General features: G+C 61.3%; 20 protein-coding genes. 6 read left to right on the plus strand and 14 right to left on the minus strand.

Features of this window, described 5'->3' with window-relative positions:
- Positions 1–360: 360 nt before the first annotated feature.
- The 10 genes from REH34_RS09220 to REH34_RS09265 all read right to left on the minus strand — a co-directional run bounded on the left by REH34_RS09220 (position 361) and on the right by REH34_RS09265 (position 12,441).
- A complete protein-coding gene (locus REH34_RS09220; RefSeq protein WP_059764587.1) occupies positions 361–1,086 on the minus strand; it encodes a hypothetical protein in 726 nt (241 codons plus the stop codon).
- Positions 1,079–2,431 (minus strand): AAA family ATPase, encoded by a 1,353-nt coding sequence (locus REH34_RS09225; protein WP_311971445.1) that lies wholly within the window; start codon positions 2,429–2,431, stop codon positions 1,079–1,081. Before REH34_RS09225 ends, REH34_RS09220 begins: the two co-directional genes overlap by 8 nt.
- 1,043 nt (positions 2,432–3,474) lie before the next feature.
- The gene (locus REH34_RS09230) at positions 3,475–4,326 is read right to left on the minus strand and encodes an oxidoreductase (RefSeq protein ID WP_311971446.1); all 852 of its coding nucleotides are present in this window, start codon (positions 4,324–4,326) and stop codon (positions 3,475–3,477) included.
- A 217-nt stretch (positions 4,327–4,543) separates the two neighbouring features.
- A complete protein-coding gene (locus REH34_RS09235) occupies positions 4,544–5,440 on the minus strand; it encodes a hydroxymethylglutaryl-CoA lyase (RefSeq protein ID WP_311971447.1) in 897 nt (298 codons plus the stop codon).
- Positions 5,427–7,331, minus strand: a complete 1,905-nt coding sequence (locus tag REH34_RS09240) for an acetyl/propionyl/methylcrotonyl-CoA carboxylase subunit alpha (RefSeq protein WP_311971448.1) — start codon at positions 7,329–7,331, stop codon at positions 5,427–5,429. The genes REH34_RS09235 and REH34_RS09240 overlap by 14 nt, the downstream gene beginning before the upstream one ends.
- Positions 7,328–8,128: an enoyl-CoA hydratase-related protein gene (locus REH34_RS09245; protein ID WP_311971449.1), complete on the minus strand. Its 801-nt coding sequence runs from the start codon at positions 8,126–8,128 to the stop codon at positions 7,328–7,330. The genes REH34_RS09240 and REH34_RS09245 overlap by 4 nt, the downstream gene beginning before the upstream one ends.
- A 40-nt stretch (positions 8,129–8,168) precedes the next feature.
- Entirely contained in the window at positions 8,169–9,776 is a 1,608-nt protein-coding gene (locus REH34_RS09250; RefSeq protein ID WP_311971450.1) for a carboxyl transferase domain-containing protein, read from the minus strand.
- Positions 9,777–9,805: 29 nt separating this feature from the next.
- Positions 9,806–10,987, minus strand: a complete 1,182-nt coding sequence (locus REH34_RS09255; protein WP_226506872.1) for an isovaleryl-CoA dehydrogenase — start codon at positions 10,985–10,987, stop codon at positions 9,806–9,808.
- 66 nt (positions 10,988–11,053) lie between these two features.
- Complete coding sequence (locus tag REH34_RS09260) at positions 11,054–11,425, minus strand: MerR family DNA-binding transcriptional regulator (protein WP_226506871.1); 372 nt, start codon at positions 11,423–11,425, stop codon at positions 11,054–11,056.
- Between the two features lie 26 nt (positions 11,426–11,451).
- Positions 11,452–12,441: a GlxA family transcriptional regulator gene (locus REH34_RS09265; protein WP_311971451.1), complete on the minus strand. Its 990-nt coding sequence runs from the start codon at positions 12,439–12,441 to the stop codon at positions 11,452–11,454.
- A gap of 114 nt (positions 12,442–12,555) precedes the next feature.
- Here REH34_RS09265 and REH34_RS09270 point away from each other — a divergent pair, with 114 nt between their 5' ends.
- Positions 12,556–13,197 (plus strand): HD domain-containing protein, encoded by a 642-nt coding sequence (locus tag REH34_RS09270; protein WP_311971452.1) that lies wholly within the window; start codon positions 12,556–12,558, stop codon positions 13,195–13,197.
- A 2-nt stretch (positions 13,198–13,199) separates the two neighbouring features.
- Here REH34_RS09270 and REH34_RS09275 read toward each other — a convergent pair whose 3' ends face one another.
- Positions 13,200–14,411 carry an MFS transporter gene (locus REH34_RS09275; protein WP_311971453.1) on the minus strand — a complete coding sequence of 404 codons (1,212 nt, stop codon included), beginning with the start codon at positions 14,409–14,411 and terminating at the stop codon, positions 13,200–13,202.
- Positions 14,412–14,521: 110 nt separating this feature from the next.
- On the opposite strand from REH34_RS09275, the gene REH34_RS09280 reads away from it, so the two are divergent.
- The 5 genes from REH34_RS09280 (at position 14,522) to REH34_RS09300 (ending at position 17,393) form a co-directional block, all read left to right on the plus strand.
- Positions 14,522–15,145, plus strand: a complete 624-nt coding sequence (locus REH34_RS09280) for a TetR/AcrR family transcriptional regulator (protein WP_311971454.1) — start codon at positions 14,522–14,524, stop codon at positions 15,143–15,145.
- Between the two features lie 304 nt (positions 15,146–15,449).
- Positions 15,450–16,418 carry an ABC transporter substrate-binding protein gene (locus tag REH34_RS09285; RefSeq protein ID WP_311971455.1) on the plus strand — a complete coding sequence of 323 codons (969 nt, stop codon included), beginning with the start codon at positions 15,450–15,452 and terminating at the stop codon, positions 16,416–16,418.
- A 109-nt stretch (positions 16,419–16,527) separates the two neighbouring features.
- Positions 16,528–16,743 (plus strand): hypothetical protein, encoded by a 216-nt coding sequence (locus REH34_RS09290; protein ID WP_311971456.1) that lies wholly within the window; start codon positions 16,528–16,530, stop codon positions 16,741–16,743.
- Positions 16,740–17,027, plus strand: coding sequence for a hypothetical protein (locus REH34_RS09295; protein ID WP_226506864.1), 288 nt, complete (start codon positions 16,740–16,742; stop codon positions 17,025–17,027). The genes REH34_RS09290 and REH34_RS09295 overlap by 4 nt, the downstream gene beginning before the upstream one ends.
- 30 nt (positions 17,028–17,057) lie before the next feature.
- The gene (locus REH34_RS09300; protein WP_226506863.1) at positions 17,058–17,393 is read left to right on the plus strand and encodes a hypothetical protein; all 336 of its coding nucleotides are present in this window, start codon (positions 17,058–17,060) and stop codon (positions 17,391–17,393) included.
- A gap of 7 nt (positions 17,394–17,400) precedes the next feature.
- Here REH34_RS09300 and REH34_RS09305 read toward each other — a convergent pair whose 3' ends face one another.
- The 3 genes from REH34_RS09305 to REH34_RS09315 form a co-directional block, all read right to left on the minus strand.
- On the minus strand, positions 17,401–17,670 hold the full coding sequence (locus tag REH34_RS09305; protein WP_226506862.1) for a hypothetical protein: 270 nt from the start codon (positions 17,668–17,670) through the stop codon (positions 17,401–17,403).
- A 120-nt stretch (positions 17,671–17,790) separates the two neighbouring features.
- Positions 17,791–18,741 (minus strand): GlxA family transcriptional regulator, encoded by a 951-nt coding sequence (locus REH34_RS09310; protein WP_311971457.1) that lies wholly within the window; start codon positions 18,739–18,741, stop codon positions 17,791–17,793.
- Entirely contained in the window at positions 18,738–19,646 is a 909-nt protein-coding gene (locus REH34_RS09315; protein WP_226506860.1) for a LysR family transcriptional regulator, read from the minus strand. Before REH34_RS09315 ends, REH34_RS09310 begins: the two co-directional genes overlap by 4 nt.
- Between the last annotated feature and the right edge of the window lie 33 nt (positions 19,647–19,679).

Here is a 19,679-nt window from a genome sequence, read left to right on the forward strand (position 1 = left end):
TGATGCCCTTAAACTAATTAATTAACTAACTATCTCAAACAGGGGAGCAGCGACCGGCTCCGTTCAATCAAGTGTAGCGGTAGTCTCGCCCCTGCATCCCTTCAAGCGAAGTAAGCGTCACATTGAAGCGCTTGAACAAAGCGAAGAAGTCTATAAGACCCATTTCCACATGAAGCCTCTTGGCTGACCTTGCCCCCGAGAAACGTATCCCTTAACCCGGCGTCGGGGTTGTGTAGTGGTCAACTGATCCCGGACAAGACGTTAAGTTTTTTCTCGGACTGAGCTGGGGCCAGCTCACCGTTGAACTGAAGTGGTCGATCACCAGCGCAAGCGGGAGATCGACACATTGGTACCGTCCTCTCAGACGTCGGAAGCCTCTCGGCGTTTCCATAGCTGCTTTGTCACCAATTTGAAGAGGTGCCCAGCCCTGTATTTATCCAGTTCGGCTGTCGCCCCCAAAAGCTTCGATAGCCGACCGGGCCGTGCTTCCAATCGCTCCGCGAGTGCTCTTCGCTCAATTTGTGCCAAGGCATTAAGTTTCACGGAACGAATTGTCCTCTGCCCTTTTCTAGATTTGCCCGTGAATATCCATCCTTTCTCGATCTCAATGTTATCTGAATATCGATCGAAATAAGGATGAATCCAGCGATAGCTAGCAGAAGAAACGGGCATTGGAGCATTAGCGGAAATTTTCACAGCGAGTACTGGACAGTACTTGCTGGCTTGCTGCCCTTTACGTCTTGCACGCTTTTTGATCAGGCTATTGAGTGTACGGTTATATCCATTCTTCTTTATATTGCACGTCCCACAGGACAAAGATAAGTTCGTAACTTCGTATGTAAAGTCCCGATGGATACCTTTCTCGATAAAATGCTCCAAGTGAGTAGCATAATCATCGTAAAGAAACCGCCGACACAGACTACATCTTCCCTGTTGTACCTTACGCAGCATGGGTTTGAGTGTGTCCTTGAATGCAGTGACAGCATTCACACCACTACTCCAGCTAAGGCCCTTCAGATTCGCGACAACAATGTCAGCGGGGAGGACAGGGATCGGATGGATTTGCTCGAATCCTATTTTAATCATTGCCCGACTCTCCAAGGATCGCATCAATCACCTCAACTAAAGGATCCTCCCTCCTCAGAGCCGACTTGATTGAGACCAGCTGATCCGTCAATGCGAGTAGATCAGGATGTGCAAAGCCGTCTTTTTCTATGATAGAAACCGCGCGCTGGACGACATCCACTACGATTCGATTTCGACTGGAAGTCAAGCCAAACTGCTCAAGCAAAATATCATCAGATGAAGCGCCATAAGATGCCACGCTAATGACGGGTTCATCATTGGAGAGATCAACGATTGTACTGCCTTCTAATGAGGCACTTACGATCAATGGAGAGTGAGTGCATACAACCAGATGTCCAGATTTCATTCCTATCTGGCAGATCCCATGCACTGCCGCCATAAAGTCTCGCTGCCATTGTGGATGGAGGCTATTATCAGGCTCATCCAAGAGCATCAGCGACCCCTCTTCGACCCCGAACCCTAGCCCCATCAGGTTTGTATACATATGATACTCGCCCGAACTCAATTCGAAAATTGAAAATTCAAGATCACTTCCGGCTCGCTTAACTGTAACATCGCGAAGCGAAAAAATGTCGAGCATAAAGCCCAAGCGGACTACTTCGTTAGAGGCAGTTTTGCAATGAATCCCTCCCCTCCCCATACTCAAGATCAGTCGAGCCTTAGTGGAAGACATGAATTTAATAAAGTCATTGAAGACGTTTTCACTGAATTCTTCCAGTATATGCCGAGCCACGTCATCAGACACAGGGCCAGAAAGATCAGCGTCCTCCATATTCAACAATCGCTTCAGTTTGCTCACTGAGTACCCGCTTTCCTCCGCGCTCCGCCTGCTGGATCTCTTAAGCCCATCCTTACGCACCAAGACCGACACGTTTAGATCCGGCATGATGTTAGCAAACTCATGAGCCTGTTTATAGAAAGGCCATGTGAAACGTTCGCTCTTGCTTCTATCTAAAGCAAATACAATCACGGTCTCAAAAGGTCGTTTCTTGCTAAGGAGGTTCGCCCCAACCCTCTGACCGATATAAGCATACTGTTCTGTCGCAAACTCGGTACTACCACCACCTGCTTTTTCCTTAGAGGGAAATCTGTCAGCAACAGAGCCGGATGCGCAGATGACGTGGTTCATGACTGAGCCATCGCTGACATCAAGCTTCGTCTCAGTGGATTTCGGAGCAATCAGGCCAGCCACCAATTCTCGAAGCATTGTGCTTTTATACGAGCCGTTCTGCCCGGTGACTACAGTGCACCTAAAGCCGTGTTTTTCACAGCCGCCCTCGGATGCTACGAAGGGAATGCTCCTCCAATCACCGTCCCACGCTTGAAAATTTATTGCATTAATCATCTAGCCAAACTCCTTTTTGTGATTTTCATTCACCCATGCCGATGGAAATACCTTTTGCACCTCCATTAAATAAGCTGGATTGCGGCAGATATATGGTGACGATGGCAGGTTTGTACGCCAGATCGAGAGATCTTTCAGGAACTACTAGATCTTCCCAAAAATGCTTTGAGATATGGCTTATGAATGGCTGAGTTTTGATTGGTTCGCCGATCCATGCCGGGCTCCTACGCGCCGCCCCCGCGCTGGGCAAAGCTCGCTGGGCATTCGACTGCCCTTGAGTGATGGCTCAATACTATCTCTTCGACAATGCAAGGGGAACCGGCTGGCCCGTTTCTGAAGGCCATTCGGATTCAGTTGCCAAGGGGCACAAATTCGCACCCTGGCTCACATGTGAGTAAAGAGAGGATCACCGGATGTTCTGGCGTCGCTTACGATGCGGCACCAAGCTATAGGCATCGTGGAGTACACACCTACACGCTTTTCAAGGATTTTCGAGAGGTGGGCACCTACACATCTACGCGTTTCTGGGATTTTTTGTCCTATAAAAGTTCGATTCCCTCTACCTGCTCCATCTCATACGCTTCAAATCCCCGTACTACCTGGCCGCCAGGCCTAGTTGCAGTGTTGATACCCCGCTTTTCTGTGCCCCCAGGCCGCGTCAGCTATCGATGTGGTGACCCACTCCTATCGTCATCGATTCAGATGAGTGGCGGGCGATCCACGGTACGACCCCACCGAACTGCGACTGGCCGCGCAACCGCCAATCGCGGTGCCTGCCGTGGTGATCCAAGGCGCAGAAGACACCGTTGCCCCGCCTCCGGTCGATGATCCTGACAAAGGCCACTTCACTGGCCCGTATCGGCGGCAGATCAACCGGGGGTGAGGCATAACGTGCCTCAGGAGGCGCCGCAGGCCTTCGCCTCCGCCATTCTGAGCCTGTCTGGCATGCACCTGTGGCGAGGGGCGTCCTGTCAGTCAAATCATCTGCGGCTAGCGGGCCAATCGGGGGCAAGCCCCCCCGGCTAGAGGCGATGGGCCCCGGATCAACTCGGGAAGTCAGCCCCCACGCTGATGTCCTTGACGCCTTCGAGCTGCTCCAGACGACCGCGCCGATCCTTGAGCACCATATCGATGCCCCAGGCACCCAACGGCAAATGCCGAGGCGGCTTGTCCTGCTGGGTCAGCGCGATCATCGCCTCCCCCGCACGCACCGGATCACCGGCCTGGCTGCCGCTGTTGGACTTGGTGGTTTCCAGACGCTTGCCGGCAGTCTCTTTATAGTCATCGATCTGCGTGGCCGTCTGGCGCAACGAACGGCCGGCCCAGTCGGTACGGAATGGCCCCGGTTCGACGCAGGTCACCTTGATGCCCAGCGGCTCGACTTCGGCCAGCAGCGCATCGGAGAAGCCTTCGACGGCATGCTTCGAGGCCGCGTAGTAACCCGACCCCGGGAAGCCGATCAAGCCCGCCACCGAGGTGATGTTGATGATGTGCCCGCTGCGCTGCGCACGCATGATCGGCAGCACGGCGCGGGTGATGGCGAACAGGCCGAAGACGTTGGCATCGAACTGGTCGCGGATTTCGGATTCGATGCCCTCTTCGATGGTGCTCTGATAGCCATAACCGGCGTTGTTGACCAGCACGTCGATGCGACCAAAACGCTCCTTGGCGGCGGCCACGGCGTGGGTCACCTGATCTGCGATACCGACGTCGAGTCCGACGGTGAGCACTCGCTCTTCAGCCCCTTTGGCCAAATCCGCCACCCGCGATTCGTCACGCGCGGTGGCAACCAGCCGCCAGCCGCGATCGACGATCAATTGCGCGAGGGCACGGCCGAAGCCGGTGGAGCAGCCGGTGATGAACCAGACTGGCGTTTCATTCGAATGGATTGCCATGGTGCATAGCTCCTTCATTGAAAGACATGGGCCTGCCTCTCCTGCTCGCAAGCGCGAGCGGCGGCGGCCATGTTCAGGTGTTCGGGAATTAGGTGTTAGTCCTCGGTAAAGCACCAAGGGTTCACTTGACGAACGTTCGCCAGAGCCAGGGCAAGCCTCCGTCGCGCATGCGACATGTGTAGCGAGGGGGCTCGCCGTCGAACAATCCCGCTACCCCTCAGCCGCCCCGCGCCCGCGTCACCCGAGACCCGGACGGTTTGCCCAGCGCAGCCGTCAACCGCCGACTGACCGCGATCAGCCGCGGTAGATCAATCCCTGTCTCGATCCCCAGGCCCTGCAGCAGGTACAGCACATCTTCGGTGGCCACATTGCCCGTCGCGCCCTTGGCATAAGGGCAGCCCCCCAGCCCGCCGATGGCGCTGTCGAACACGCTGATGCCTTCCAGCAGGCAAGCATAGATATTCGCCAGCGCCTGGCCGTAGGTGTCATGGAAATGCCCGGCCAGGGAGGCGCGTGGGATGTCGCGGCTGACGGCCTCGATCAGGCGCCGCGCCTGGCCGGCGGTGCCGACGCCTATCGTGTCGCCCAGGGAAACCTCATAGCAGCCCATTTCCCACAAGGCTTGCGACACATCCCGCACCCGAGACGGCGCGACTTCGCCTTCGTAGGGGCAGCCCAGCACGCAGGACACGTATCCGCGCACCTGAATGCCTTCGGCCTGGGCATGAGCCATCAACGGCTCGAAACGCTTCAGGCTCTCGGCGACCGAGCAATTGATGTTCTTTTGCGAGAACGATTCCGAGGCGGCGGCAAACACGGCCACCTGCGAAGCACCCGCAGCAAGTGCCGCCTCGAACCCCTGCACATTGGGGGTGAGGGCCGCGTAGACCACCTGCGGCCGCCGCTGGATACCGGCGAACACCGCCGCGCTGTCGGCCATCTGCGGCACCCATTTGGGCGAGACGAAACTGCCGACCTCGATAAAGCCCACGCCAGCATCGCTGAGGCCATCGACCAGCGCGATCTTGTCGGCGGTGCTGATGGATGCCTGTTCATTCTGCAGGCCGTCGCGCGGGCCGACCTCGACGATCCGAACCCGATCAGGCAGCGTCATGGCTGGCCTCCTCCAGTTCGGCGAGGACCACGCCCTCGGCAACCAGCTCGCCTTCGCTGCAGAAGACCGAGGTGACGGTGCCGGCAGTGGCGGCGCGCAGGGTGTGCTCCATTTTCATCGCCTCGACCACAATCAAGGCATCACCGGCCTGAACTCGCTGGCCGGGGGAGACCAGAATGCGCACGATACTGCCGTTCATAGGCGCAGTGAGGCCGCCCTCTATGGCGGTGGCCCCGCCGCTTTCAGCCAACGGATCGACCGCGCGAACCTCGAATGGCTGGCCTTGCCAGATCAGGAACAATACCTCGCCGCGGCGCCAGTACCGAACACTCGGAGCCGCGGCCGGGGCGACCCGGCACACGCGCGAGGTCGCTTCACAACGCAACTGCAGCAACGCCTCGCTGGGCCCACCCAACCGCCAGCCCGAGCGCTGGCGCCAAGGCGAGAAGCGGTCCGCCTCTGACGTGGAGATCGGCTCGCTCGCCAACCAGGCCCGCCCGGCCTGAGCCCAAAACTCGTCAGTCAACGCCGGCCGCGCGGGCAGCAGCACCTCGGCATGGCGCTCGATAAAACCGGTATCCAACTCGGCTGCGGCAAATTGCGGGGTGGCGAGAATGCGCTGCAAAAACGCCAGATTGGTTTTCACGCCGCCCACCGCCGTTTCGCCGAGCATGGCCAGCAAGCGCCGACGGGCTGCCTCGCGGGTCTCGCCCCAGGCGATGACCTTGGCGATCATCGGGTCGTAGAACGGCGAAATCGTATCGCCCTCGACCACGCCGCTGTCGACCCGCCGACCGATGCCGGGCGCCGCTTCCTGATACAGCTGCAACCGCCCGCTGGCCGGCAGAAAACCGCCCTCAGGGTCCTCGGCATACAGGCGCACTTCGATGGCATGCCCGAGCAGCGGCACCTCGGCCTGCGTCAACGGCAGCACTTCACCCTGGGCGACGCGCAGTTGCCAGGCCACCAGATCAAGCCCGGTGATGGCCTCGGTCACCGGATGCTCGACCTGCAACCGGGTGTTCATTTCCATGAAGAAGAACGCGCCACGCGCATCCAGCAAGAACTCCACGGTACCGGCCCCGACATAGCCGATCGCCTGAGCGGCACGCACCGCCGCTTCACCCATCTGGCGACGTAACTCGGGGGGCAACCCCGGCGCCGGGGCCTCTTCGACTACTTTTTGGTGACGCCGCTGAATGGAACACTCGCGCTCGTGCAGGTACAGGCAATGGCCATGCTGATCGGCGAAGACCTGGATCTCGACATGCCGTGGCGCCAGCAGGTATTTCTCCACCAGCATCTGCTCGTCGCCGAACGACGACAGCGCCTCGCGCTTGGCGGAATCCAGCGCTTCGGCCAGATCGGTCGGTTGCTCGGCGACTTTCATGCCCTTGCCACCGCCGCCAGCTGCGGCTTTGAGCAGCACCGGGTAGCCAATGCGCTCGGCGGCCGCCTTGAAGGTGTCGAGATCCTGCGCGTCGCCGTGATAACCGGGCACCAAGGGCACGCCGGCGTTTTCCATCAGGCGCTTGGCGGCGGACTTGCTGCCCATGGCGTCGATTGCCGACGCGGGCGGGCCGATAAACACGATGCCATCGCGCTCCAGGCGCCGGGCGAAGCTGGCGTTTTCCGAAAGGAACCCGTAGCCGGGGTGCACCGCGTCGGCGCCAGACGCCTTGGCAGCGGCGATGATCTTGTCGACCACCAGGTAACTGTCCGCCGGCTTGGTGCCGCCCAGGGGTATCGCCACATCGGCTTCATGCACATGTCGCGCGTCGGTATCGGCATCACTGTACACCGCGACGGTCTTGATCCCCAGCGCCTTGGCGGTGCGAATGACCCGGCAGGCGATTTCGCCGCGGTTGGCGATCAGCAAGGTAGCAATCATGGCGTTTCTCCATTCCACGCCGGAGCGCGTTTTTCCAGAAAGGCGCGCATGCCCTCCTGGCCTTCTGCACTGGTGCGCAGGCTGGCGATGGTCGTGGCGGTACGCGTTTTCAAATCCGCCGTCAGCTCACCGTCGCCGACATCGAGCAGCAGCGACTTGCACGCGCTCATGGCCGCCGGGCTGTTCTTCAACAGGTTGCGCGTCCAGGCCCGCACCGCGATGTCGAGCTCGGCCGCAGGATAGACCTCGGCCAGGAACCCCAGCTCCCGCGCCCGGTGAGCGTCAAAACGATCGCCGCTCAGGGCATAACGCCGCGCGGCGCGCTGACCGATGGCTTGCACCACGTAAGGGCTGATCACCGCCGGGGCCAGGCCCAGGCGCACCTCGGACAGACTGAACAAGGCGTCGTCACTGCCGATGGCCATGTCGCAGCAGCAGACCAGGCCCATGGCCCCGGCAAACGCGGCGCCTTGCACGACGGCCAGGGTCGGCAGCGGGAATTGATGCAGGCGGCCCATCAAGTCGCCGAGTGTCTGCGCTTCGAGCAGGTTGTCGTTGTAGCTCAGGGTCGAACTGGCCTGCATCCAGGCCAGGTCTGCGCCGGCGCTGAAGTGCTTGCCGCGGCCGCGCAACAGCAGGAATCGCGTCGTCTGGTGGGCAGCTACCTGATCGAGCGCTTGATGCAACTCGCTGATCATCTGCGCATTGAACGCGTTGTTTTTATCGGGTCGGTTCAGCCATAGCGTGGTGACGCCGGTGTCTGCAAAGACCAACTCGAGGGTCGAGAAATCGGGCATGGCCGAGTGCTCCGTGAGGTGCCAGGAAGTGCGCGTTGGATTACATGCGAAACACGCCAAAGCGCGTATCGGCGATCGGTGCATTCAAGGCCGCTGACAGCGCCAGGGCCAAGGTCGCCCGGGTCTGCGCCGGGTCGATGACGCCGTCGTCCCACAGCCGCGCCGACGAGTAAAAGGCATGGGCCTGCTGCTCGTATTGCTCGACCATAGGCTGACGCAGGCGCTGGGCATCTTCGTCGCTGAACTGCTCGCCAGCGCGCCGGGCCTGTTCGTGCTTGACCTGCACCAGCACCCCTGCCGCCTGCTGCGCGCCCATTACACCGATCTTCGCGTTGGGCCACATCCACAAGAAGCGCGGATCGTAGGCGCGGCCGCACATGCCATAGTTGCCTGCGCCGAAGCTGCCGCCGATGATCACCGTGAACTTCGGCACCTGGGCGCAGGCCACAGCGGCCACCAGCTTGGCGCCGTGTTTGGCGATGCCACCGGCTTCGTATTTTTGCCCGACCATGAAGCCCGTGATGTTCTGCAGGAACACCAGGGGGATCTTGCGCTGGCAGGCCAGCTCGATGAAGTGCGCACCTTTTTGCGCGGCCTCGGCGAAGAGCACGCCGTTGTTGGCCAGGATCGCCACCGGATAGCCGTTGATATGGGCAAAGCCGCACACCAGGGTGACGCCGAACAGCGCCTTGAATTCATCGAAGCTGGAGTCGTCGACGGTGCGCGCGATGACTTCGCGAACCTCCAGTGGCTGCTTGGGGTCGGCAGGCACCAGGCCATACATTTCCTCGGCCGGGTAACGGGGCTCGATGGGGCTAATGCAGGCCAGCTCGCCGGCCTTTTTCCAGTTGAGATTGGCCACGCAGCGACGGGCGATGGCCAGGGCATGCTCGTCGTTTTCGGCGTAATGATCCGCTACCCCGGAAAGGCGACAGTGCACATCGGCGCCGCCTAGATCCTCGGCGCTGACCACTTCGCCGGTCGCCGCTTTCACCAGCGGTGGGCCGGCAAGAAAGATGGTCGCCTGGTTGCGCACCATTATGGTCTCGTCGCTCATCGCCGGCACATACGCGCCGCCTGCGGTGCACGACCCCAACACCACAGCGATCTGCGGGATGCCCATGGCGCTCATGTTGGCCTGGTTGAAGAAGATCCTGCCGAAGTGTTCGCGGTCGGGGAATACTTCATCCTGGCGCGGCAGGTTGGCGCCGCCCGAGTCCACCAGATATACGCACGGCAGGCGATTCTGCTGGGCGATCGCCTGGGCGCGCAGATGCTTTTTGACCGTCAGCGGGTAATAGGTGCCGCCTTTGACCGTGGCGTCGTTGGCGATGATCATGCATTCCACGCCGGACACGCTGCCGATGCCGGCAATCATGCCCGCCGCGGCGACCTTCTCGTCATACACCTCATGGGCGGCCAGCAGGCCGATCTCGAGGAACGGCGAGCCGGGATCCAGCAGCAGATCGACGCGATCACGAGGCAGCAATTTGCCGCGACTGAGGTGGCGTTCCTGGGCGGTCTTGCCGCCGCCCTGGCAGACCTCGGCGATCAATTTTTTCAGCGTCTGAAGGTGTTCAGCCATGGCAGCAGCATTGGTTTGATACGGCGCCGAGCGAACGTTGACCTGGGTTTGCAGAATGGCCATGGTGAGGTTCCTGGAGTGGGATGACGTGCTCAGCGGGTTTCGTTGAACAGCTCGCGACCGATCAGCATCCGTCGGATCTCACTGGTGCCCGCACCGATTTCATAGAGCTTGGCATCGCGCCAGATACGCCCCACCGAAAACTCGTTGATATAACCGTTGCCGCCGAGAATCTGGATGGCCTCCCCGGCCAGCCAGGTGGCCTTTTCGGCGGTGTAGAGAATCACCCCGGCGCAGTCCTTGCGGACCTGGCGTACGTGACCCGCGCTCATGGCATCCAGATGCTTGCCCACGGCGTACAGATAGGCGCGACAGGCTTGCAGGGTGGTGTACATGTCCGCGACCTTGCCCTGGATCAGCTGGAATTCGCCGATGCTCTGGCCGAATTGCTTGCGGTCGTGAAGGTACGGGACCACCACGTCCATCGCCGCCTGCATCAGGCCCAGCGGGCCCCCGGACAACACCGCACGTTCGTAGTCGAGCCCGCTCATCAACACATTGACGCCTTGGCCGACCTGACCGAGGACGTTCTGCACCGGGACCTCGACATCCTGGAACACCAGTTCGCCGGTGTGGGAGCCGCGCATGCCGAGCTTGTCGAGCTTCTGCGCGACCGAAAAACCGGGTGTGTCCGTGTCCAGGATGAACGCCGTGATGCCCTTGGCTCCCGCAGCGGGATCCGTCTTGGCGTAAACCACCAGCACGTCGCAGTCCGGGCCGTTGGTGATCCACATCTTGGTGCCGTTGAGAAGGTAGCGATCACCTTTGAGCTCCGCGCGCAGGCGCATCGACACCACGTCGGAACCGGCGTCGGGCTCGCTCATGGCCAGGGCGCCGATGTGCTCGCCGCAGATTAGCCCGGGCAGAAACTGCAGCTTTTGCGCATGAGTGCCGTTGCGGTTGATCTGGTTCACGCACAGGTTTGAATGGGCGCCGTATGACAGCCCGATACCGCCGGCACCGCGGGAGATCTCCTCCATGGCGACCATGTGCGCCAGGTAACCCATGCCCGAGCCGCCATACTCTTCGGGCACGGTGAGACCGAGCAGGCCCATGTCGCCGAACTTGCGCCACAGGTCGCTGGGGAAGGTGTCGGTGCGGTCGGCAGCCTGCGCCCGCGGGGTGATTTCATCCGCAACGAAGGCCGCCACGGAATCGCGCAGCATATTGATCTCTTCGCCGAGGAAGAAATCCAGTCCGGGTACCAGTGTCATATCCACTCCTTGCTTATTGTTATTGGGCGCACGGTGACTGATATGTTTCGAGGGCAAGCCCCCTCGCTACAGCGAGGCTAGCGCCGTTCGGCAGCGTTCCTCCGCGGTATCCAGCTCGAGCTGCATCTGCTCGATATCGAGCATCTGCTGTTGCAACTGTTCCCGTCGTTCGGTGATCTTTTCGAGGAACCGGTCCAGCTGCTTCTTGTTGCCGGACGGGTCGTACATGCCGATGAGTTCTTTGCATTCGGCCAGGGAGAAGCCGATGCGTTTGCCACGCAGGATGAGCTTCAGGGCGACCATGTCGCGCGCCGAGAAGATCCGCTCCTGACCGCGCCGCTCGGGGGCGACCATGCCTTGTTCTTCGTAGAACCTGATGGTGCGCGGGGTGACGTCCAATAGCCGGGACAGATCACTGATGCTGAAGGTGGTGCTCAAGGTAGAATTTCCCGATCAGGTTTACGTTAACGTAAACGTACACCGTCATCGCTGTCAACTACGCCGCCATAGCCCCTTCGGTATTGCGCCGGGGTGATCCCCACATGCTTCACAAACGCCCGGCGCAAGGTGTCGGCGTTGGCGAAACCGCATTTGGCGGCCACCTGCTTGGGTGCATCGACGCCTGCCTCAAGCAAGGCACGCGCCGCCGCGATGCGGCTCTGCTCGACCCAGGCCGCAGGCGTCATGCCGACTTCGGCGTGGAACAACCGCGCAAAATGCCTGGGGCTTAGCCCGGCATGGTCGGCCAGCGTCTCGATCGACAACGCCAAGTGCGGGTTGGCGGCGACCCAGCGTTGTACTTCCTGCAACACCGATCGCCCGGCCGGCCGCGCTTCGCCTTGGCGGCTGAACTGCAGCTGGCCGCCGGGGCGCTTGAAGAACATCACCAGTTGCGCGGCCACCCGCTTGGCCACTTCACGGCCCAGGTCTTCCTCGACCAACGCCAGCGCCAGATCCAGCCCGGCGGTCACGCCAGCCGCTGTGCGCAGTTTGCCGTCGCGGACATAGAGCGCGTCCTCCTCGATGATCACTTGGGGATATTGGCGCTGCAGCTCGCTCACGCACGCCCAGTGAGTGGTCACCCGCCGCCCCTGCAGCAGCCCACTGGCGGCGAGGGCAAAGGCACCGGTACACACCGAGCCGAAGCGTCGTACCTGCTGGCTGGTGGCGTGGATCCACCCCAGCAGCGGCGGGCTCAAACGCAGGCTCGCGGCGTGAGGGGCGCCGGCCACCAGCAGCGTGTCGATCGATGGGCCCGCCTCGCCCGCCACCCGATCCGGCAGCAGCCGCGCCCCCGAGGAACTGCGGATCGGCCCCGCTTCGCAGGCGATGATCTCCAAGCGGTAGGCCGCGCGCCCCACCTCGATGTTGGCTTGGGCGAACACGTCCAGGGGGCCGGAGATGTCGAGCAGTTGCACGCCGGGCAAGGCGAGCATGGCGATGGTTCTGGACATGGTGGAGGGCGTCGTGTTTGCACTGGAAATGGCAGTATATGACGTATCACGCCGATTGAGGCCAGATCATTGGCCACCGACAATGGACCCACATTCAGCGTGCGGAGCAAGACCATGAGCCTGAACATCGACGGCATCAAGATCCCTGACAGCCAACTGGCACGGGAAATCACCGAGCAGGTCCGCGACACCGCGTCGCCGCTGCTCTTCCATCACTCCAGCCGAGTGTTCTATTTCGCCGCGCTGGCAGGCCAGCAACGGGGCCTGCGCTTCGACCCCGAGCTGCTGTATTGCGGCTGCATGTTCCATGACATGGGCCTGACGCATCAACACAGCAGCGCCTGCGAACGCTTCGAAGTCGACGGCGCCGACTGCGCGCGGGACTTTCTTCAAGCGCGCGGCATCGCTCAGCAGGACATCGACACGGTATGGACCGCCATCGCCCTGCACACCACGCCGGGCATTCCCCAACATATGCATCCGGTGGTGGCGCTGGTGACGGCGGGGGTAGAAATGGACGTGCTGGGGCTGACCTATGCGCAGTACAGCGATGCCCAGCGTGAAGCCATCGTGCGGGCCCACCCACGCGGCGAGCAGTTCAAGGAAGACATCATTCAGGCGTTCTATGACGGCATCAAGCACAAGCCCGGCAGCACCTTCGGCAACGTCAAGGCCGACGTGATCGTCGACAAGGACCCGGCGTTCCAGCCGGGTAATTTCTGCAGTGTGATCCGCGGTTCGGCATGGGTGAGTTGAGCCTAGACCGTGGCGGCCTGCGCTTCGGTTCGCGCCTGTCGATGGCCGCCGGGGAAGCCATGTTCACGGGCGGCTGCAGCTATCCCCAGGCTGACCAGTATCAGCACCAGTGCCGCCCAGGCGAAGGCGCCCACGCCGAGCTGGTCCAGCAGTATGCCGCCAAGCACACCGCCGCCAGCGATGGCACCGTTCCACACCACCACATTCAGCGACAACGCTACGTCTGCACCGTCACCGGCGCTGTCAGCCAGGGCGGTCTGCAGCAAGGTCGCGGCGCCTCCAAAGCTGATCCCCCAGACGAATACGCCGACATAGGCCACTGCGGCCGAGTGCGCGAACAGACCGAACAGCAGCGTGGTGAATGCGAACGCGACCAGGCTGAGCAATACCGCGCTACGCAGATGGCGATCCACCAGCCGACCGGTCATTGCGATGCCCAGCAAGGCCGCCAGCCCGAACACCAGCAGTACCGCGTCGACCCGATCACCCAGGCCCGCCGGCGTGACGAAGGGCGACACATAGGTGTAAAGCAGGTTGTGGGCGAGCATCCAGGTCACCACCACCGCCAGCACCGGGCGCACTCCCGGCGTTAGCAATACCGGCCGCAAGCGAATGCGTTCGCTTGCCGCCTGCCCTGGGTAATCCGGCACCCGGAGCAGCACCCAGATGATCAGGATCAAGGTCAGCCCGGACATCGAGGCGAACGCCGCTCGCCAGCCCAGCAGATTGCCCAGCCAGGTACCCAACGGCACGCCGACCGACAAGGCGATGGGGGTGCCGACCATCGCCACCGCCAGCGCCCGACCCTGCAATGCAGGTTCGACCATGCGTCGGGCATACCCGGCCACCAGGCTCCAGGCCAGGCCCGCCGACACCCCGGCGAAAAACCGTGCGATCAGCATCACGGTGTAACTGGGCGACCAGGCGGTGATGGAGTTGAACAACAGAAACCCGAAGATGGCCAGCAGCAGAACGTTGCGGCGACGCCAGCCTTGGGTAGCAATCGTCAGCGGAATGGCCGCCAGCATCGAGCCCAGGGCATATACCGTGACGCTCTGCCCTGCCAACGACGGCGACACCTGCAAGCCCTCGCCCATTGCCGGCAACAACCCGGCCGGCAGCGTTTCGGTCACGATGCAGGTGAAACCGGTCATCGCCAGCGCCAACAAAGCCCCCATCGGCAGCTTGCCGGTGTCGTGTTCGTGTCGTGTCATGCCTCACTCCAATTTATATATCGATCGGTACAAATGTAAGTCGACGCACTGGCGATGGTCAATGACTTTTGTATCGATTAGTATTTAAGTCCTGCAGAGGAGAAACGCACATGGCCACGATGGGACGTCCACGCACCTTTGACCGCGATACGGCTATCACTCAGGCCATGCACCTGTTCTGGGAGCATGGCTACGACTCGACCTCGCTCAGCCAACTCAAGACCCACCTCGGGGGCGGCATCTCGGCGCCCAGCTTCTATGCGGCGTTCGGCTCCAAAGAGGCGCTGTTCAAAGAGGTCATGACGCGCTACCTGGCCACCCACGGACGCGTGACCGAGAGCCTGTTCGATACCCAGTTGCCGCCGCGCCAGGCCATCGAATTAGCGTTGCGCCGATCCGCGCGCATGCAGTGCGAAGCAGACCACCCTAAAGGCTGCCTGGTGGCCTTGGGCACAATGAGCAGCTGCTCAGCCGAAAGCGCCCAGGTCAGCGCCCCGCTGGCCGCTGCTCGCGCCGATAATCGTGCGGGCATCGCGGCCTGTATCGAACGCGCCATCGCCTCCGGCGAACTCCCCGCCGACACCGAGCCAGACGTATTGGCAGCGGTGTTCGAGGTTTTTTTGCTCGGGTTGACCCCATTGGCCAGGGACGGGATCGCGCCTTCAGTACTGGATGCGGCAGTAACGCAGCTGATGGCGGTGTGGCCGGCCATACCGCCTGCGCAGGCGCATTGAAATCGATATCAGGCCTGTCCCAGATGAGTGTCAGACGTTTGCGAGACATCCGACCGGGCGGATTAGATAACAAAAAATCATATTAACTTATGAAGAAAATGAATTTCAAACCATAACGAAATCGCTGTAGATTATAAAAATATCGAATTACCGCGATTCAGCTTCTAAGCAAATCCCCCGGCGCGCCCTACCGCACCTGCGATGCACGCCCTTTTGCGTCCCACACTGAATCAGTGTCTGCCACCGCACCAGCGGACCGGACTCGCCCTATTTCGCTCGCCAACGAGCCCACCGGAAGAGCCCCATGCGCAGACTGCTGACCACCGCCGCCACCTTGCTGGCCGCCACCCTGAGCTTCACCACCCAGGCCGAGACCTTGATCGTCGGCGATCAGAGCTACAACACCCGCACCGTAATGGAGGCCGCCGGGGTGCTCAAGGACCTGCCTTACACCCTGGACTGGAAACAGTTCACCGCCGGGTCGCCGGTGGCCGAGGCGTTGAACGCGGGCAGCCTCGATGTCGGCATGCTGGGTGACGCACCGCCGCTGTTTCTCGGTGCACTGGGGGCGCCGATCAAAGTGGTCGGCATCAGCCAGCAGAACCCCGACGGCGTCGCCATCCTGGTGCCCAAGGATTCGCCGATCAAAACCCTCGCTGATTTGAAGGGCAAACGCGCTGCCATCTGGAAAGGTTCGTGGAGCCAGCAATTGTTGCTGACAGCGCTGGCCAAGGCCGGTATCCCGCGCGATTCGGTACAGCTCAACTACCTCAGCGCACTGGATGCCTCGCACGCTCTGGACGGTGGTTCGGTAGACGTGATCGCCACGTGGGAACCCTATGTCACCCAGCAGGAACGCCAAGGCGCCCGTGTCATCGCCACGGCCAAGGGACTGATCCCCGCGCAGACCTTTCTCGTCGCTACCGACAAGGCCATCGCCAGCAAGCGCACCGCCATCGCCGACTTCCTCACCCGCCTGCGTGTGGCCCGCGAATGGGCCGCAGCCGATCCCGCGCACACCCAGGCCTACGCCACGGCCTGGGCCGACCTGACCCACGCCGACGTCAACATCGCCCAAAGCTGGTTCGCCCGCGCCGCCACCAACTTGCGGCCGATCGACGCCAAGGCCATCGCCCAGGCGCAACAGACCGTGGATTTCTTCGGTGAAGTGGGCCTGGTCAAGCCGTACCCGGCGGCGCGCTTGTTCGATGATTCGTTCAGCGCCGCGATCGAGGCCGGAGCGAAGCCTTCGGCAACACAGGCGGCTCGCTAGTTGGTCCTAGCAATATCTGCTTACTGACAAAAGCAACCTTGCCCATGACTTTGCTGGCGCGGCCCATCTAAACTGGACGACTTTCCACCTGCCCAGGGAAGACAAGCCAATGGCAAGGTTCGACCTATACGTCAGCGATAACATCGATGCCGCGCTCGTGGATATTGCGCTGCGCTACCGCATCAGCAAAGAGGAAGCGATACGCCGCGCCTTCGCACTGCTTTCAGTCGCTGATGACGCACTTCGAGATGGCCGTTCGATGGGGATAGTGAAAGCCGACGCACACACCGGATTGCAGGCAGTTTGCGAGGTGCGTGTCCTATGACGGAAAAAGTGGATATAAGGCCGTCAATGGGCGCCGACATGATCGACCTCATACATCATTCACCCGAACACGTCGTGCGTTTCCATGAAGGCCATAGACTGCGGTTTGCCAAACAGATTCTGCTGTTCCTGTTTGTACTTTGCATGATCGTCATCATTGGTTACGGCCTGGAGCCGGCGAATGAAGCCTGGGAAAACATGTTCGAGCTGGTAAAGATCGGCGCGCTTCCATTGGTTACGCTTGTCATAGGTTTCTATTTCCCCAGCTCCGTTTCCGGGAAGTAGCCCTGGATCCGACTTCAGAGGCAAACATCCATGACCTTGCGCAATATATCTCTCGCGACCATCACCCTGCTCGCCTGCACCACCACCCAAGCCGCCACCTCGCAAGCCTGGGCCGTCCACGACCAGACCCTGCTCGCCAAATGCCTGCAAGCCAGCCAACTCAAGAACCCCCACGCCGCCGGCAGCCCGGCGCTGTTCGATGACAGCATCGGCTACACCGCGCTGCTGCTCAAAGGCACCTACCCACAAAAGTTCATGAACAACCGCAGCGGCACGGAGCTGTGCCTGTTCCAGCGCGCCACGCAAAAAGCGGTAGTTACCGAGTGGGATGGGGCCATCGCGGCGCCCAAGGCGAAACATCCTTGAACGAAGGCTACCGGTGCGGCGGCTCACGCATCGCCACCGCACCCAGCAAGGTTTCCAGCTCCTGCCAGGGCTGATTTTCGCGCCGCGCCCGGCATCCGGGGCGATGGACGAAACTGGCCTCGGGCAGATTGGCAGACTGCGAAGCCTGACACTGAGCGCACACCAGTTGACCGCACAGCAGTGACCAGCGAAAAGTCCAACTGGCCAAACGGTCACGCGGGCTCATGCTGTCGCGCAGCGCTGCGGCGATCTCGTCGGTCACGCTGTTGCTGGTCATGGAGTGCCTCCCGGGAATATCTCAGATGGCGCTATCTTGGCAGCCTGGCGAGAAAACAAATCATTCGCGAGGGGCCTTGCACGGCCATTCGAATGCGCATTTCGGCCAAGCTCCCTGCAATCAGGTGAATTGCTGGCGATATTGCGTCGGCGTGCGCCCCAATCGCTCGCTGAACAACACCCGCATGTGCCTGACGCTGCCGAAACCGCTCTTGTAGGCCACGGTCTTGAGCGGCAGTTCGGTGCTCTCCAGCAAGCTGCGGGCCCGGTCGATCCGTGCACTCTGGACAAATTCCATGGGGGTCATGCCCACCTCCCGGGTGAACACCCGAGCAAAATGTCGACCGCTCATGGCTGCGAGGCCGGACAGACGCTCGATGGTCAGTTCCTGTTCGAGGTTTTCCAGAATGAAATGCTGTACCCGAGTGATCGGCGAAGCCTGAGTCGCCACCGCCGCTACCAGCGGGCTGAACTGCGCCTGTCCCCCTTGGCGGCGCATGATGACCAGCAGCACCTTGGCTACATCCAGCGCAACCTTGCGGCCATGGTCTTCGGCAACGATCGACAACGCCATATCGATACCTGCGGTCACGCCCCCCGACGTGATCAACTGGCGATCATGGATGTAGATCTGATCGGTGCCCACCTGGGCCTTGGGAAACGCTTTGAGCAGCCGCTCGGTGTAATGCCAGTGGGTGGTGACCCGATGCCCGTCAAGCAAGCCGGCATGGCCGAGAATGAACGCCCCGGTACAGATCGAACCATAGCGCCGGGCCTTGTGCGCTGTGCCCCGGAGCCACGCGGTGATGCCCTCGTGCTGCGTGGTATAGGCTCCCGGACCACCGGGCACCAGCAACAGGTCATAGGCGCCATCGGCCTGGGCAAGGGTCAGGTCGGGCTGGACCTTGATGCCGTTGGACGCGCGAGTCAGGTCTTCATCAGGGCCCACCGTGGTGATTTCATACCGTTGACCCGGATCGAGATAACGATTGGCGATGGAGAACACTTCCAGCGGCCCTGCCATGTCCAGCAGCAGAAAATCGGGATACAGCAGCATGGCCACCGTCTTCATCGCACGCTCTCCTGCAAGGCCACGTTGTGGGCCAGGCATTCACGCAAAAATTCCACCAGTACCTGCACCGCTCGCGAGCTTTGCCGATGCTGCGGATACACCGCCGACAACTGCAGTGCTTCGGGGGCGTAGGTTTCCAGCACTCTGACCAGACGGCCATCGGCCAGTGCGTCACCGACGATGAACAACGGCAGGTAAGTAATCCCCAACCCGGCGACCGCCGCGTCCTTGAGCAGCTCGCCGTTGTTGGCACGAATACGCCCGCTGACCGCCTGCGCCAGCGGCTTGCCCCGGTTCTGAAACTGCCACTGCACCTGGCGGCTGTGGCCGTAGGGCAGGCATTGATGGTCGACGAGGTCCTCCGGGGTCTGCGGCTCGCCGTGCTCGGCCAGATAGGCCGGGCTGCAGCAGTACACCCGCGGGATCGACGCGATGCGCCGGGCAATCAGCGAGGAATCCTCGAGCACGCCGATGCGCAGCACCACGTCGTAGCCCTCACCCAGCAGATCCACCGGGCGATCGCTGAGATCGACTTCTACCGACACTTGCGCATAGCGCTGCAGAAACTGCGGCAGGATGCAGCCCAGATGAGCGACGGCAAACGACAGCGGCGCACTCAGGCGGATCTTGCCGCGCGGCTCGGCGTTCTGGCCGGCGATGCCCTGCTCGACCTGCTCGACCTCGCCCAGCAGGCGCACAGCCGATTCATAGTAACTCTGGCCTGGCGGAGTGACGTCCAGGCGCCGGGTCGAGCGATTGAGCAGACGAGTGCCCAGGCGGCCCTCCAATTGCATCAGGCGCCGACTGACGTATTGCTTGGACAGCCCGAGCTTGTCGGCTGCCGCAGTGAAACTCCCGGATTCCATGACCTGTACGAACAGGCGCATGTCTTCAAACGCATTCATTGTCTCGCCTCGGTAGACAGTCAAGCTCGTTAT

The sequence above is a fragment of the Pseudomonas baltica genome, from assembly GCF_031880315.1.
Taxonomy (GTDB): Bacteria; Pseudomonadota; Gammaproteobacteria; order Pseudomonadales; family Pseudomonadaceae; genus Aquipseudomonas.

Coding starts and splice junctions, on each gene's coding strand:
- REH34_RS09285 (WP_311971455.1), top strand. CDS start 15,450: ATGCGCAGACTGCTGACCACCGCCGCCACCTTGCTGGCCGCCACCCTG.
- REH34_RS09310 (WP_311971457.1), bottom strand. CDS start 18,741: ATGAAGACGGTGGCCATGCTGCTGTATCCCGATTTTCTGCTGCTGGAC.
- REH34_RS09295 (WP_226506864.1), top strand. CDS start 16,740: ATGACGGAAAAAGTGGATATAAGGCCGTCAATGGGCGCCGACATGATC.
- REH34_RS09230 (WP_311971446.1), bottom strand. CDS start 4,326: ATGGCAATCCATTCGAATGAAACGCCAGTCTGGTTCATCACCGGCTGC.
- REH34_RS09305 (WP_226506862.1), bottom strand. CDS start 17,670: ATGACCAGCAACAGCGTGACCGACGAGATCGCCGCAGCGCTGCGCGAC.
- REH34_RS09270 (WP_311971452.1), top strand. CDS start 12,556: ATGAGCCTGAACATCGACGGCATCAAGATCCCTGACAGCCAACTGGCA.
- REH34_RS09240 (WP_311971448.1), bottom strand. CDS start 7,331: ATGATTGCTACCTTGCTGATCGCCAACCGCGGCGAAATCGCCTGCCGG.
- REH34_RS09275 (WP_311971453.1), bottom strand. CDS start 14,411: ATGACACGACACGAACACGACACCGGCAAGCTGCCGATGGGGGCTTTG.
- REH34_RS09235 (WP_311971447.1), bottom strand. CDS start 5,440: ATGACGCTGCCTGATCGGGTTCGGATCGTCGAGGTCGGCCCGCGCGAC.
- REH34_RS09245 (WP_311971449.1), bottom strand. CDS start 8,128: ATGCCCGATTTCTCGACCCTCGAGTTGGTCTTTGCAGACACCGGCGTC.
- REH34_RS09300 (WP_226506863.1), top strand. CDS start 17,058: ATGACCTTGCGCAATATATCTCTCGCGACCATCACCCTGCTCGCCTGC.
- REH34_RS09225 (WP_311971445.1), bottom strand. CDS start 2,431: ATGATTAATGCAATAAATTTTCAAGCGTGGGACGGTGATTGGAGGAGC.
- REH34_RS09265 (WP_311971451.1), bottom strand. CDS start 12,441: ATGTCCAGAACCATCGCCATGCTCGCCTTGCCCGGCGTGCAACTGCTC.
- REH34_RS09255 (WP_226506872.1), bottom strand. CDS start 10,987: ATGACACTGGTACCCGGACTGGATTTCTTCCTCGGCGAAGAGATCAAT.
- REH34_RS09220 (WP_059764587.1), bottom strand. CDS start 1,086: ATGATTAAAATAGGATTCGAGCAAATCCATCCGATCCCTGTCCTCCCC.
- REH34_RS09315 (WP_226506860.1), bottom strand. CDS start 19,646: ATGAATGCGTTTGAAGACATGCGCCTGTTCGTACAGGTCATGGAATCC.
- REH34_RS09290 (WP_311971456.1), top strand. CDS start 16,528: ATGGCAAGGTTCGACCTATACGTCAGCGATAACATCGATGCCGCGCTC.
- REH34_RS09280 (WP_311971454.1), top strand. CDS start 14,522: ATGGCCACGATGGGACGTCCACGCACCTTTGACCGCGATACGGCTATC.
- REH34_RS09250 (WP_311971450.1), bottom strand. CDS start 9,776: ATGGCCATTCTGCAAACCCAGGTCAACGTTCGCTCGGCGCCGTATCAA.